The 12,846-nt window shown below is 36.3% G+C and carries 16 protein-coding genes; 7 read left to right on the forward strand and 9 right to left on the reverse strand.

The genetic code is table 11. The annotated features are described in order from the left end of the window. Window positions 1-480 precede the first annotated feature (480 nt). Window positions 481-1,689 carry a porin gene (locus QL989_RS16335; protein ID WP_290171198.1) on the forward strand — a complete coding sequence of 403 codons (1,209 nt, stop codon included), beginning with the start codon at window positions 481-483 and terminating at the stop codon, window positions 1,687-1,689. Window positions 1,690-1,735: 46 nt separating this feature from the next. Here the strand turns inward: QL989_RS16335 and QL989_RS16340 are convergent, their stop codons facing one another. Beyond that, window positions 1,736-1,969, reverse strand: a complete 234-nt coding sequence (locus QL989_RS16340; RefSeq protein WP_290171200.1) for a hypothetical protein — start codon at window positions 1,967-1,969, stop codon at window positions 1,736-1,738. Window positions 1,970-2,080: 111 nt separating this feature from the next. Here QL989_RS16340 and QL989_RS16345 point away from each other — a divergent pair, with 111 nt between their 5' ends. Beyond that, complete coding sequence (locus tag QL989_RS16345; RefSeq protein WP_010390018.1) at window positions 2,081-2,602, forward strand: TetR/AcrR family transcriptional regulator; 522 nt, start codon at window positions 2,081-2,083, stop codon at window positions 2,600-2,602. Between the two features lie 370 nt (window positions 2,603-2,972). Here the strand turns inward: QL989_RS16345 and QL989_RS16350 are convergent, their stop codons facing one another. Together QL989_RS16350 and QL989_RS16355 are read right to left on the reverse strand one after the other, a co-directional pair. Further along, complete coding sequence (locus tag QL989_RS16350) at window positions 2,973-3,878, reverse strand: alpha/beta hydrolase-fold protein (protein WP_290171203.1); 906 nt, start codon at window positions 3,876-3,878, stop codon at window positions 2,973-2,975. Beyond that, window positions 3,875-4,384 carry a GNAT family N-acetyltransferase gene (locus tag QL989_RS16355; RefSeq protein ID WP_054200947.1) on the reverse strand — a complete coding sequence of 170 codons (510 nt, stop codon included), beginning with the start codon at window positions 4,382-4,384 and terminating at the stop codon, window positions 3,875-3,877. The genes QL989_RS16350 and QL989_RS16355 overlap by 4 nt, the downstream gene beginning before the upstream one ends. Window positions 4,385-4,483: 99 nt before the next feature. Between QL989_RS16355 and QL989_RS16360 the strand changes: the two genes are divergently transcribed. Beyond that, on the forward strand, window positions 4,484-4,687 hold the full coding sequence (locus tag QL989_RS16360) for a hypothetical protein (protein WP_138569662.1): 204 nt from the start codon (window positions 4,484-4,486) through the stop codon (window positions 4,685-4,687). Window positions 4,688-4,702: 15 nt separating this feature from the next. On the opposite strand, the gene QL989_RS16365 is transcribed toward QL989_RS16360, so the two are convergent. The 3 genes from QL989_RS16365 to QL989_RS16375 form a co-directional block, all read right to left on the reverse strand. Further along, complete coding sequence (locus QL989_RS16365) at window positions 4,703-5,173, reverse strand: GNAT family N-acetyltransferase (protein ID WP_290171207.1); 471 nt, start codon at window positions 5,171-5,173, stop codon at window positions 4,703-4,705. A 17-nt stretch (window positions 5,174-5,190) separates the two neighbouring features. Further along, on the reverse strand, window positions 5,191-5,385 hold the full coding sequence (locus QL989_RS16370; RefSeq protein WP_054200950.1) for a CPXCG motif-containing cysteine-rich protein: 195 nt from the start codon (window positions 5,383-5,385) through the stop codon (window positions 5,191-5,193). Between the two features lie 92 nt (window positions 5,386-5,477). Further along, entirely contained in the window at window positions 5,478-6,077 is a 600-nt protein-coding gene (locus tag QL989_RS16375) for a MepB family protein (RefSeq protein ID WP_290171210.1), read from the reverse strand. A gap of 123 nt (window positions 6,078-6,200) precedes the next feature. Between QL989_RS16375 and msrA the strand changes: the two genes are divergently transcribed. Then, window positions 6,201-6,797, forward strand: a complete 597-nt coding sequence (msrA, locus tag QL989_RS16380; RefSeq protein ID WP_178956094.1) for a peptide-methionine (S)-S-oxide reductase MsrA — start codon at window positions 6,201-6,203, stop codon at window positions 6,795-6,797. A 101-nt stretch (window positions 6,798-6,898) separates the two neighbouring features. On the opposite strand, the gene QL989_RS16385 is transcribed toward msrA, so the two are convergent. Further along, window positions 6,899-7,063: a hypothetical protein gene (locus tag QL989_RS16385; protein WP_171039595.1), complete on the reverse strand. Its 165-nt coding sequence runs from the start codon at window positions 7,061-7,063 to the stop codon at window positions 6,899-6,901. 395 nt (window positions 7,064-7,458) lie between these two features. On the opposite strand from QL989_RS16385, the gene QL989_RS16390 reads away from it, so the two are divergent. The 3 genes from QL989_RS16390 (at window position 7,459) to bktB (ending at window position 11,414) form a co-directional block, all read left to right on the forward strand. Beyond that, window positions 7,459-8,340 (forward strand): LysR family transcriptional regulator, encoded by an 882-nt coding sequence (locus QL989_RS16390; RefSeq protein ID WP_290171212.1) that lies wholly within the window; start codon window positions 7,459-7,461, stop codon window positions 8,338-8,340. Between the two features lie 183 nt (window positions 8,341-8,523). Continuing rightward, window positions 8,524-9,981: an aerolysin family beta-barrel pore-forming toxin gene (locus QL989_RS16395; RefSeq protein WP_290171214.1), complete on the forward strand. Its 1,458-nt coding sequence runs from the start codon at window positions 8,524-8,526 to the stop codon at window positions 9,979-9,981. A 239-nt stretch (window positions 9,982-10,220) separates the two neighbouring features. Then, a complete protein-coding gene (gene bktB / locus QL989_RS16400) occupies window positions 10,221-11,414 on the forward strand; it encodes a beta-ketothiolase BktB (RefSeq protein ID WP_290171216.1) in 1,194 nt (397 codons plus the stop codon). Between the two features lie 87 nt (window positions 11,415-11,501). Here bktB and QL989_RS16405 read toward each other — a convergent pair whose 3' ends face one another. Both QL989_RS16405 and QL989_RS16410 read right to left on the reverse strand, forming a co-directional pair. Beyond that, window positions 11,502-11,876 (reverse strand): hypothetical protein, encoded by a 375-nt coding sequence (locus tag QL989_RS16405; protein WP_008113868.1) that lies wholly within the window; start codon window positions 11,874-11,876, stop codon window positions 11,502-11,504. Further along, a partial coding sequence (locus QL989_RS16410; RefSeq protein WP_290171217.1) for a hypothetical protein occupies window positions 11,873-12,846 on the reverse strand: 974 nt, incomplete at its 5' end. The genes QL989_RS16405 and QL989_RS16410, both read right to left, overlap by 4 nt.

Raw genomic sequence — 12,846 nt, forward strand, 5'->3', positions numbered from 1 at the left:
GAATAGCCACAGTGGTAGACCGTGTTAAAGTAAAAAAGCTATGTAAAGTTCACTATTATTCTGTAAATGCGGTAAAAAAATGTTTAATAAAAAAACAATTACAGTTATTGCTAATAAATAAAATTTAACGTGCTAAAACGCTATTTGGTCGCATTTTACTTTTATTAACATTTAATACGGCTATATTAACGTTTTTTATAGTATTAGAGTTTTAGCTCTACCTATGCCGATAGTAGCAACTATGAAAAAAACTCAACACTTTCTCTCCTGCATTTAAGCCTAATGTCTTATTCCAAAATTAAATAGCAGTTTATACGGCTACAAAATAAAAACAGTATTAACTTAAAGTGAACAAGCAGCACATTTAGCATTAATTATCGTTGATAATTTTTCACTTTTGAGCCTTTTATTGCTTTGCTAGTCTGCACGACTTCGAATTTAGTAATTATAAAAACGTCTTTTTTAGGCAAGGCACACACAATGAAAATAAAATTAGTATCGCTCGCAATTGCAGGTGTTTTAACAACACCGAGTGTTTCAGCAATCGAAGTATTTAAGGATGAAAAAAATACAGTCGCAATTGGCGGTTATATAGATGCGCGAGTAATTAATACTCAAGGTCAAAATGAAGTGGTTAATGGTGCCTCACGAATTAATTTTGATTTTAAACGCCAACTAAAGAATGGCTGGGAAGCTATGGCTTTAGTTGAATGGGGTGTAAACCCTGTTGGCAGTAGCGATATTGTATACAACAACCGTTTTGAATCGATTCAAGATGAATTTTTGTATAACCGGTTAGGCTATGCTGGTTTAAAACACGATAAATACGGCCAAATTACTATTGGTAAACAATGGGGTGCGTGGTTTGACGTAGTATATGCAACTAACTACAGCTATGTTTGGGATGGCAACGCCGCAGGTGTCTATACCTACAACAAAGACGATGGTGCTGTAAATGGTACTGGTCGTGGCGATAAAACATTGCAATACCGTAATAGTTACAGTGATTTTGATTTTAGTGTGCAAACTCAGTTAAAAAACAGCGCTTTTTATACCTGTGATGTAAGTGATATTACAGAATCACAATGCCGGGCTAATTTTGAGTCAGGCGATACTGCTGCGCAACAAGTTGAATTTAACTATACATTTGGCGGTGCAGTAACCTATAACGTGACAGATAAGCTAAAACTGACCGCGGGTATTAACCGCGGCGAGTTTGAATTAACTTATGGCGACGGAACAACCCGCTCTGTTGACGATTTAATTTATGGTGCAGGTGTTATTTGGGGCAATATTGATGCGCCAGGTTTATATGTAGCCGCTAATATTAACAAAAACGAAAACCACGACACAGATAACATTGGTCGGTTAATTGAAGATGCAATTGGTATTGAAACATTTGTGTCTTATCGTTTTGAAAACGATTTTAGACCATTTATTGCCTACAACTTATTTGATGCAGGTGATGACTACGTAATTCAACCAAACTTTAATGCCGATCCTAACGATGTATTTAAGCGTCAATTTGCTGTTATTGGTGTGCATTACTTAATAGATGAAAACACCCAACTTTATGTAGAAGCGCGTAAAGACTTTGGTGATTTTGAAAGTGATAATAAGCAACAACAAGCACAAATGGAACAATCGGAAGATGACGGTATTGCTTTTGGTTTTAGATACGTTCTTTAATAGCCTGTTTTGCTTTCAAGTTTAAAATAGCAAAGGTCAACAGACCCTACAGCCCTGCAAAATAGCAGGGCTTTTTATTTGTTTTACTGAAGATTTTACTACTTTTTCTTAAATGTTTTTTTAACGCACGTGTTCCCTCTTGTGGCCCTAAAATAAGCCACAAAAAGGTAACCCCACCTGGGACTAAAACGGCTTTTAGTATTGGGCCGAGAATAAAAGAATAAAAATAAATAAGTGGAATAAAAAGTACATAACCAATAACACGTTTGATAAACTCCATGTATCACCTTTTGATTAATTGAGCATGCTCATAAATTTAATTGAGCGCGCTCAATTGATCTAGTACTGATTTAAGCTCAACATCCAACAAAATTATAAAGCATTGAATACTATGAGTAAAAAAGAAAAAACACGGGATAAAGTTTTAGCTTCAGCATGGGAGCTTTTCTTACTACAAGGTTATGACCACACATCGACAAGAGAAATTGCTGTTGCAGCTAATGTGGCAGTTGGTACTGTGTTTAGTCATTTTGAAAATAAAATTGATCTGCTTATGGCAGGTATGCAGCAACAAATTGAAGTTATTATCGAGCAAGCAAAGCAATCAGATACTCAGCGCCCTCCTCGATTGAAATTACGCCACTACGCTCACCCTCTATATTCCTTTTATTGTGAAAACAGTGAATTTAGCAAATTACTAATTAGCGACATTATTTGGCGTGAGGATTTTTTTAAAGCACAAATGGATGAATTTAAAAAACTACTATTTAGTGAACAACCAGAATTTGATGAAATAAAAGCAAGTGTGATGATGGACTGCTATTTTATGACCCTGATCACAGGCTTAAACGACGAGATACCAAATGCAGAAGCCATGCTGAGACAACTGAGCAACAAAATTGCATTGTTGTAACGTCAATTATAAAAAGCTGGAGTTTAAGTCTGTGTATTACTGAACCATTGATGGAAAACCCGATGTTAGCTGCAATTAAAATGTCTACCTTAGAACATCTAAATAATTACATTGTTGCTTTGTTTAATTTGGTTTTCCTGTTCCTACACAACTCACTTAATAAAACGCGTAGATATAAGTTAAAAAAAACGCCCAATACACGCCAACAATTTCCCCCCCCCCCCCTGATTATATTTTTAAAAAATTCACCTATTGCTAAGACTTGTTTTAAATCAAACCAAGTATGATGTGTTCTTTCGAGTGAATGCTCCACCAGCAGTAAAGTAATAAAAATCAATGCAAACTATATTTAATTGATCACCGTCATTAATTAATCAGAAGGCGTGTTAATTTGCGAGCTCAAGAACGCCGTATAATTTAACAGTGCTTTATCGACACTCAGTGCAGGGTTTTGATTATGTTCAGCATTACTATTAATTGTACTTCCCCACTTAAGCCAGTCGTTTGGATGTTTTGCTAAACTAGTAACTAAATTATTGTATGCACCTAACATTAAAGAGTGTTCTGCCCCACCGACAGTGATATATAAAAATGTCGGTTGTTTTATACAATTTATATTTGTTTTTAAAAATGCATCAAACCGCTTAGTCACTGTCATATCGTCATACCAAGCGGCTGGGCTAAATACAAAGTAACCATTGAATAACTTTGGTTTAGTATGCAGCGTGTATAAAGTAAAGCTGCCCCCAGCTGAAAATCCGGTCAAAATTCGATTTTCAGTTAATGTGTAGTTGGCCTCTAAATAAGTAAGTAACTCTTGCTCTATAAAAGCTAAAAACAAATCAGCCTTACCAAAAATTTCAGGCGAACTTTCATGTTTAGGTCGAGGATTTGTATTAACGTCCTTCCTTGCATAAGGTGGCACAAGATCACGATTTCTAGTATCAGTAAAAAACTGATTTGGTATAGCAACTAAAATAGCCTCATTTAATATACTTTCATGATTTAATGCTTTTAAGGCTTTTAAGGCTTTATCCCAATTAGCTAGATTAAAATTACCATCTGTTTTTATAATAAGTGGATACGCTTTATTTTTGTCAAAACTATCGGGTAACTTTATAAATACTTTTCGTGACTCTTTAAGCACTTTCGAATCTAGGGTTACATCAACAAACTCTGAAACATCATTTTGATAATAGCTAACCCCAGTTATTGCAAGCCCAAATACACTAGCCGTAAGCAACATATTTAAAATAATCGCTTTTTTAATTCTCATGCGCCATCCATTTTAGTTAATTGCTTATGCCATACACCGTTATTAAGTTGCTGGTTAAATACAAAGCCGAGTTTAGTGAGTAAGTTATAACAGCGTACATTTTTACCATGAATTTCTGCGTATAGATGTTCAATGTTTAAAGAGCGATGTATCTCACTGACAAAACCTTTAAGTACTTCATGCATTAAGCCTTGTTGCCAATAAAAAGGATCAAGCTCAAAGCCCAAATAAGCAGTTTTAGTTTGGTTATTAATGTTATACAAACCACAAGTACCAATTAAGTCGCCAGACATATTATGTTCAATCGCAAGCCGAACACCTTCCCCTTGATAATAACTCGATATATCATCTTGAATTAATTGCTTAACATGCTCTTTATTTAGCGGCGTTTTATAATCGTTAAACTCATAAACGAGGGGATTATTTAAAATTGTTAATAGCGCTGCGCCATGTTTGTGGGTAATTAAACGCAAGGTAACGCGGGGTAATTTTATCGTTTTAAACATGCCTATGCCAAATAAAGTAAACGCGCTTTAATTAGCACTTTATAGAATGTCATTATTAACTTACCATATCGTATTAACAAGCATTAATTGAGATAAACTATGAGCGACAATTTTAAAGTAATACAACCAACTACTACTGTTTACTGCCCAAAACGTGGTGAAGGTTGGACCCTTACCGGCATTACTAATATTGATGAGTTCACATCGGTTATGTTTGATGGCGTACGTTACACCTTACCAGCGAGAGAAATTGTGGAGGAGTTGCTGCCTAACCAATTAGCGCGTGAACAGCAAAATAGCTAACTTAGACGTAATTTATTACTTAACCATATAAACACAGTTATCTGGTAATGGGCTTGAATCTTGATTTACTGGGGTATTAGCCGCAACAATAAAACCTAGCTTTTTATAAGCGGAAACTGCTGCAAGGTTATTTTCATAAACAAACAATGAGCTATCAGTAACATTTAAGCTTAATTGCCCATGTTTACATAATGCTTTAATCAGGATGGCTGCAATACCCTCACCTCTACGCATTGGGTTTACTACTAAACGCGCCAAGTGACATTTGTTTTTCCGTTGATAATATTGCCCAAAAGCAAGTAATATGTTTTGTTGTCCAACCAATACAAAAGAAGCAGAATCATCAAGGTTTAAGTCCTCAATAAACGTCTTCTTTGTAAATGGATACCTAAAATACGGGCCAGCCCATAGAGCTGTTTCATTTTGATTATTAAACCAGCCCATTAGCTCGATGATATGCGTATTATTAAGTGGTTGTAATGTCATTCGGCTGAGTAACTCCTTTAAAATGCCTCATCTTCACTGTATACATTTACATTAAGTTCATCGTTATCTTCAAATACGACAAACGAAATAGGCCTGCAACACACTTGGCAGTCTTCTATGTATTGCTCATCGATATCAGCCACATCAATTAATACTTCTATAGATTCGCCACAGTAAGGGCAACTAATTGACTTTTCGGTTAACTGGTTCATATCTTACCTACTATTCGTATGACTGTATGATCTCACTTTAGTAAATAACCCTATATAAAACAATGCTGGTAAAGTGACTTAATAATTCAAATTTAAACAGCATTAGCTAAAATTTTGTTTAACTTAATTAAATCAACTAAGCCATATTGGTCCTGCTGTAAAAAATAATCACATTGCCAACGCTGTGTGCTTTTAGCTGCGTTACTAAATACGCCTGAACCACTCAGAGCCCTACTTTCACTCCAAGGTGGAAACACCCTAAAAGCGGTTTTTCCCTTACGGTTCGTACCTGTAACTATGCCTTTTTTAACTAACAACTCAACCGGAAATATAAATAAACCACTTTGTGAATTTGCTACTTGGTTGTTACTAGAGGTTAATCCATCACTTGAAACCGCCACTAATAAGTAGTCAAACTCATTGGTAAAAGGAATTGGCTTAGAATTACTACAATCCGCTGGGCGTTTCCATAGTGCTAAAAAAGCACCTGGTCTGTCTGGAGTAACTTTAGCTTTTCTGTAAATTATTCGCTTATGGTTTATAGTGAATGCATACCCATGGTACTGAGCATTTTGATTATGAGGTATTAACTCATCAGCGTTTGGAAGTTTATACTCTGAGGAAACAAAGTTGTTTTGTAGAACGACTAGCAATTCATCATGCAAATTATCAGTCGTCATTAAACTTTTCATACATAGCATCCGTTTTATATAAAGTAAGTTCACCCCCCCCAGCCACATTGTAATGAAAGAGTTTTTAAAGTTAGCGGGTCTTACTATACAAGTATTTATTCATAACTACAGGTGATAAATTTTATGAAACACACATTAGCGCTAGCATTAACCTCTGTGGGGCTTTTGTTTAGCTCATTAACGTACGCTAAAACTGAACAAGCTATTTTAGCCGGAGGCTGTTTTTGGTGTATGGAAAGTGACTTTGAAAAACTCGAAGGTGTAACCGATGTGATCTCAGGTTTTACTGGCGGTGAAATTAAAAATCCTACTTACAATGGTAATCATCGCGGCCATTACGAAGCCGTTCTGGTTACCTACAACACTGACGTATTAAGCTATCAAGATATTTTAAACCATTACTGGGTTAACATTGATCCTTTCGACGCCAAAGGTCAGTTTTGTGATAAAGGCCCAAGCTACCGTAGCGCAATTTTTGTAGCTAATGAGCAACAACGAAAGCTAGCTCAAAAATCTAAACAAGCTGTTATTAGTGAGTTTACTAAGCAAACAGTGATAACCCCTATTCTTGATGCGAAAACCTTTTACCCGATAAAGGGCAAAGAAAGTTATCATCAAGATTACTATAAAAATAACCCTATTCGTTATAATACCTATCGCTGGCGCTGTGGCCGTGATAGCCGCCTAGAAGACATTTGGGGCGATAGAGTTACCCATTAAGTTTATTAAACCAAAAAGGCTGTAAAAAATGCAGCCTTTTTATTTATTCCCTTATCTCGCTAACTAAAAAAATTAATTTTTCAAGACGGTTAAATAGCTTTCTACAATGACGATTTCTTTTTTATAGGAAATACCATAAACGCCATTTCAAAAACAAAGCCCGCAATAATAAAAATAAATAAGCCAGTAGTACTACCATACGAATAACACGTAATAGCGGCAATAATTAATGCAGCTAAAATCAACCATTTTATAAATATATTCATCTTTAATACCTTCGGTTCTGTTGATTTATCATGGCAAATTCCATTTAGGTAATCAGATCCTATGCATCATGATTATTCACCCAAAAAGTGTGTCTAGCGTAATTACTAGCTTATTTTTTGTCTATTAAAACGTTATAGTAAAATGTTACGGATTGTTTCTACTGAGTTTTTATTTTCAAAAACGCGCTATTTGTAGAATCTTTAATTACTAATACCTCAAGTAAGTACACCTTCGCTCACAATAATTTATTAAACATTCTAATACAAAGGTAAAATTTTTGTTGCCACAAAAGGGACTAATGGGTACTTTAAATAAATGATTAGTTTTATGAATCTAACCAATAATTAAGTACTAAATACGATTTTATACCTCAAATTTATACAGGAGATTTACCTTGCTTGATATCATCGCGCTTTTTATAAAAGTAAATGATTACAAAACATTTAATGAAGCGTCAGTAAAGTTAAATATTCCTTTGCCCACCTTACAAAGAAAAATAAAAAAACTTGAAGAAGACTTATCTTTAGCGTTGTTTTATCGTGAAAAAGGAAGTTTGCGATTAACTGAGCCTGGAAAAAGCTTTTATAGCCATTGCTTAGCTCACGTAGAGGGTTTACAAAGTACGCTGTGCAATTTTAAGAACTCTAGTGAAAATGAAGTGAGTAAAATTAAATTAATAGCGCCGCAAAACTTTATAAAGAGTGTGTACTTCTCAGGCGTTATAAATCAATTCACCCTACTTTATCCAAATATTAAGATTCATATGATGCTATCAGATGAACGCCTTGATTTAAAAGCCACCGAGTTTGATTTAGCTATTAGAATCGGGAAATTAGATAGCTCACAAAATATATGTAAAGTCATTAACCAAATGAGCTTTGTTTTAGCTTGCTCATCGAGTTTAATTAAGCAATATGGTATGCCAAGTAATTTTAACGATTTGGCTGAACTCCCCCACATATCGTGCTCGCCATTCGAAAATTGGTCTTTTAAAGCAAATAAAAATGAGAAGGTTATTTTTAAACCTCAACCTAACTTTATTTCTAACGATATAGAAATGTGTGCCTTAGCTGCTATTGAAGGAAGAGGTGTTTATTATGGCCCAAAATATTGTTTATTACCTTATATAAAAGATGAAAGCTTGGTTGAAGTATTAACACAGTACACACCCGTTAAGCGAGATGTAAACCTAATATGGCCTGATAAACTAATCCCAAAAAGTACACGCTACTTAATCGATTTTTTAGAGCATTCTCTTAAGGGGATTAAAATGTAGCTACCGCAGTAGTAATAATTTAATTATTTTATTGTCATTTTTAAGCAACTAATATTTTTGAAAAATCAACTTTCATTTAACACTCTATAAAAATATAGCGACTTCTTTAGAATCAAAATCGGTCCAAAATTAGATTATTTAATTAGGGCCTAATTAAAATATGATTTTAAAGGATGTAACTTAATGAAAAAAATATTACCCCTATTGCTTTTGTCACACACAAGTTTTGTAAGTGCCAATACAACAGCAATTTATCCAGATCAACTTAAAAATGAAAGCTTAGGTGCAGGAGTATGCTCAGCTGATAATAGATTAATTACAAAAGCTGAAGCGCAAACTTACAGAAACGACCTTGTAAACAAAATGGGGAAGTGGCAAATAACGGGATTGGCTAACGGCTGGGTCATTATGGGCTCTGGTTACGCAGGTGAAATCAAACAAGGGACTGCTGCAAATTCTTGGTGCTACCCTACCGATCCCATTAATGAAATTCCTACTTTAAGCCCCGTAAAAGTATCGCCTGGCAGTCAAAGCCAAATTGAATGGGACTTAGTAAATCAAAAAGAGGGTTTTATAAAACCCCTTTCATACCTTGCCCATACAATGGGATTTGCGTGGGTTGGTGGAAATCGCTCAAGCTATGTTGGTGAGGACATGGAGGTGTCCAAAACGGGCTCAGGATGGAAAATACAAGGTTACAATGGTGGAAGTTGTGATGGTTACCGATGTGATGAAAAGTCAGCTATTACTGTATCTAACTTTGAATATGTGATGGATAACGAATCATATAAAATAACTGGTGATATTGTTGCTGCTGACAAAGAACTCATTAAAACGCTAACAGTCCCTGCAGTGAATGACACGTCAGCAGCTCAAATGTCAGTCGTTACCATTGAATACGATGCGGCAACCAACTGGTCTAAAACCAATGATTACAGTATTTCTGAGTCTGTTACATTATCTAATACATGGAAGTCTCCCTCTGTTACTGGTGGCTCAGACACTTCGTTATCTGTCACAATAGCAGCAGAGCAAGCATGGGGAACAAGTAATGGCGGCTCTGAAGCTGAGCGAGTTGTGGTACAAGCAAGAACCAATGTGCCAGCATTCACGAAGCTTAATGCAAAGGTCGATTTGTTTAAATCATCAATATCGTATCCTTATTCATTCGATGCTGATATTACCTACGATCTATCTATAAATGGCTTTATGCGGTGGGGAGGCAATGCTTTATTAAGCCACCCAGAAAACAGACCTAATGACACCGCTAATTTTGTGATTGGCCGCTGGGCAGGTCAAGATAAGAGCATTGAATATCAATGGGAACACCGTTACATACCAGGTGAGAATAAAAAATGGGATTGGCCTTGGATGATACAACAAACAAGCTTATCAACAATGCAATACTATTTAAGCCATGTTTTAAGACCTAAGAAAACAACCCTAACAGGTCACTTTTATGCACAAAGCCAATTTGCTGGTAGCGTTTATTTTGGTGATGAAACCCCACTTGTTACTAACCAAAGAAGTAAGCGAAGTGTTTCAGCTAGTGATTACTCAAGTGCAGAAAAGTTAAAAAAAGAGTTTGAAGATGCTGGTTTTAAAAATGTAGTTGTTAATATTGAAATGATTGATTTATAACCCCCAAGGGCTTTCATACTGAGAGCCCTATTTCATACATTAAAACTAAAAGTATCATTGCCACACACCTATTTTACTCATCACTTTATTAAATAACACATACAGCTTAAACAACCTCGCCTTTAGTTTATTTAAAAATTATGCTTTGATGCATTAATAAAACTATTAATCTCTTTGGCTCTACTCAACACAAGCTCAGCACAAAGTGGTTATAAACATAAAAATAATAAGAGAAAACAATGACAAAACTTAATAACAATAGCGTAGTTATATTAAGCGCAGTGCGTACCGCTATCGGCAGCTTTGGTGGCAGCCTTAAACATTTCACGCCCGCCGAGCTAGGCACTCTATGTGCGAAAGAAGCACTAGCCAGAGCCAAGCTATCACCCAACCAAGTTGGCTCAACTGTAGTTGGTAAAGTAATTCATAACGGCTCTAAAGACGCATACCTTTCAAGAATCATTGGGCTAGATGCGGGTTTACCTATAAGCAGCCACGCTGTAACGCTTAATCGTTTATGTGGTTCTGGGCTTGAAGCAATCATACAAGCGGCACAACAAATTCAATTAGATGATGTAGATGCAGCCCTTGCTGGCGGAGCAGAAAGCATGAGTAGCTCTGCTTATACCCTCGAAAGTAACCGCTGGGGGCAAAAAATGGGTAATAGTACCATGGTCGATGAGCTCACCACGACCTTACAAGACCCATGGGATAATAACCCGATGGGAATAACTGCTGAAAACATCGCAAAAAAATATTCAATTAGCCGTCAGCAGCAAGACGAGTACGCAGCAAACAGCCATCATAAAGCTGCAAAAGCCATTGCTGCAGGTCATTTTAAAGAGCAGATTGTGCCAATAGAAATCAAGTCGCGAAAAGGGACGCACATTTTTGACACCGACGAACACGTTCGCGCCGATACCACAGCCGAAAAACTTGCCACTATAAAGCCCTACTTTAAAAAAGATGGCACCGTTACCGCAGCAAGCTCATCAGGTATAAACGATGGTGCAGCCATGTTGGTACTCATGTCTGAGCAAAAAGCGAATGAGCAAGGCTTAAAACCGCTTGGTCGATTAGTAGGTTATGCCAGAGCGGGTGTTGATCCCTCGTTAATGGGGACAGGCCCAGTTCCTGCAGTACAGCAGGTATTTGAAAAAACAGGCTTAACCATTGACGACATGGATGTAATTGAATCTAACGAGGCCTTTGCAGTACAAGCACTGTGCGTTGAAAACGAGTTAAATTTCCCTGCCCATAAGGTAAACCCGAATGGTGGTGCAATTGCCTTAGGCCACCCTGTTGGCGCAACGGGTGCAATTTTATCAACTAAATGCTTGTACGAACTCAAACGAACTCAAGGCAAATATGGGCTAGTCACAATGTGTATTGGTGGCGGGCAAGGCATAGCAGCCATTTTTGAAGCGCTTTAATGAGTAAAGCTAAATCATTTTTGTAGTAATAAAGTTGATAATTGAATTGGCTAGTCACATAACTAGCCAATTCAATATTTACACCAATTAACTAAAAACGCCAAATAAGTTAAGTACAACGAGTAAAGCGCCAAATAGACCCGAAAGTGTTAATAACCAATAAAAGATACATCCAAGAAATCTATCGAATTTGGTTGTATTTTCAAATAACAACGAAGAGTGCGCATACATAAAAGAAAACTTACTTTTTTCAATTTTAAGTAACCAACGCCTTGGCAAGGAGAATGCTTGAGCAACATTTATAATATCCCAACCACTAATAACCTCTAGACCGAGTATATCTTTTGTTTTAGGGTTTTTTCTTAATTTACGTACGGTCATTTGGCCAAAAACTACATAAAGGATCCCAGAAATAATAGATGACATAATTAATATAGCGACCCAAATTTCTCTATCACTCATAATTTATTAACCTGCTCCATAATATAATCATATATCCCTCCGGCATCTTCTTTTACAATTTCGTTAACCTTTATTGAAGCCCCAGCAGCTGCACCTGCTAACAAAGCCCCACCAACAATTAGGCCAACCCAACCTACTGGCGTTGCCACAACTAGAAAAGTCATAACTGCAGCCCCAGCATTTACAACCCCAATACCTGTAGCTGCACTTGCAACAAAACTAGTTGATTCAATAAACATTTCTCGTTCCCAATTATCATCTGTTTTATAAGAATTATGAATATTTCCTACTCGACCTCCAAAGTCGATAACGGCTAAGCCATTACCTAAAAACTTTGCATACTTAGTAAACTTCACAACGTTATCGGCATGTATAGGATTTATTAAGTCTAATTTTGCAACACTTCGACTACTTCTAGCTATATCAGCCCCTCTTTTGAAGTTGCTCATTGGAGTACCGCGCCTAGAATTAATTTGACTAGTGACAGCTTTCACTTCCAATCTAAACTTGTTCTGCATTTTTTCAAAAGCAAGCTTTGCTTTTTGTTTAGCTGCAGCTTTTATTGGGGATTTGCTCTTAACAGCTTGACGGTATTCCATGAGTGACTTCTGATAATCTTTTACTGCATCTGCAAAATCGCCGACTCTTTTTGCGTAAACGCTAGTTGACGTGCCCATAAATCCAATATTAAATTCGTTTAATTTTGCTGAAATCATAGAGAGTGCAACTACATTATCACCGCCAAAAGACAAAGATAAATCGGTAAGATTTTTTACATTTGAAAGATTTGATATTTTAGCTAAAGCAGTTGCTCCAGTAGTAGAGTTTCCACTTTTTAATAAGTATGGCTTATTTGGTAAGAGCATATCAGGATCTGGACAGGTTAATGAAAGTATTCCTTCCATATTAATGCCGCATTCGTTTTTTAATGAACTGCCACTGAGGTTACGATTACATAGAATTATTTCAT

This window comes from Pseudoalteromonas sp. APC 3224, from assembly GCF_030407535.1.
Classification (GTDB): Bacteria; Pseudomonadota; Gammaproteobacteria; order Enterobacterales; family Alteromonadaceae; genus Pseudoalteromonas.

Coding starts and splice junctions, on each gene's coding strand:
- QL989_RS16335 (WP_290171198.1), top strand. CDS start 481: ATGAAAATAAAATTAGTATCGCTCGCAATTGCAGGTGTTTTAACAACA.
- QL989_RS16340 (WP_290171200.1), bottom strand. CDS start 1,969: ATGGAGTTTATCAAACGTGTTATTGGTTATGTACTTTTTATTCCACTT.
- QL989_RS16345 (WP_010390018.1), top strand. CDS start 2,081: ATGAGTAAAAAAGAAAAAACACGGGATAAAGTTTTAGCTTCAGCATGG.
- QL989_RS16350 (WP_290171203.1), bottom strand. CDS start 3,878: ATGAGAATTAAAAAAGCGATTATTTTAAATATGTTGCTTACGGCTAGT.
- QL989_RS16355 (WP_054200947.1), bottom strand. CDS start 4,384: ATGTTTAAAACGATAAAATTACCCCGCGTTACCTTGCGTTTAATTACC.
- QL989_RS16360 (WP_138569662.1), top strand. CDS start 4,484: ATGAGCGACAATTTTAAAGTAATACAACCAACTACTACTGTTTACTGC.
- QL989_RS16365 (WP_290171207.1), bottom strand. CDS start 5,173: ATGACATTACAACCACTTAATAATACGCATATCATCGAGCTAATGGGC.
- QL989_RS16370 (WP_054200950.1), bottom strand. CDS start 5,385: ATGAACCAGTTAACCGAAAAGTCAATTAGTTGCCCTTACTGTGGCGAA.
- QL989_RS16375 (WP_290171210.1), bottom strand. CDS start 6,077: ATGAAAAGTTTAATGACGACTGATAATTTGCATGATGAATTGCTAGTC.
- msrA (WP_178956094.1), top strand. CDS start 6,201: ATGAAACACACATTAGCGCTAGCATTAACCTCTGTGGGGCTTTTGTTT.
- QL989_RS16385 (WP_171039595.1), bottom strand. CDS start 7,063: ATGAATATATTTATAAAATGGTTGATTTTAGCTGCATTAATTATTGCC.
- QL989_RS16395 (WP_290171214.1), top strand. CDS start 8,524: ATGAAAAAAATATTACCCCTATTGCTTTTGTCACACACAAGTTTTGTA.
- bktB (WP_290171216.1), top strand. CDS start 10,221: ATGACAAAACTTAATAACAATAGCGTAGTTATATTAAGCGCAGTGCGT.
- QL989_RS16405 (WP_008113868.1), bottom strand. CDS start 11,876: ATGAGTGATAGAGAAATTTGGGTCGCTATATTAATTATGTCATCTATT.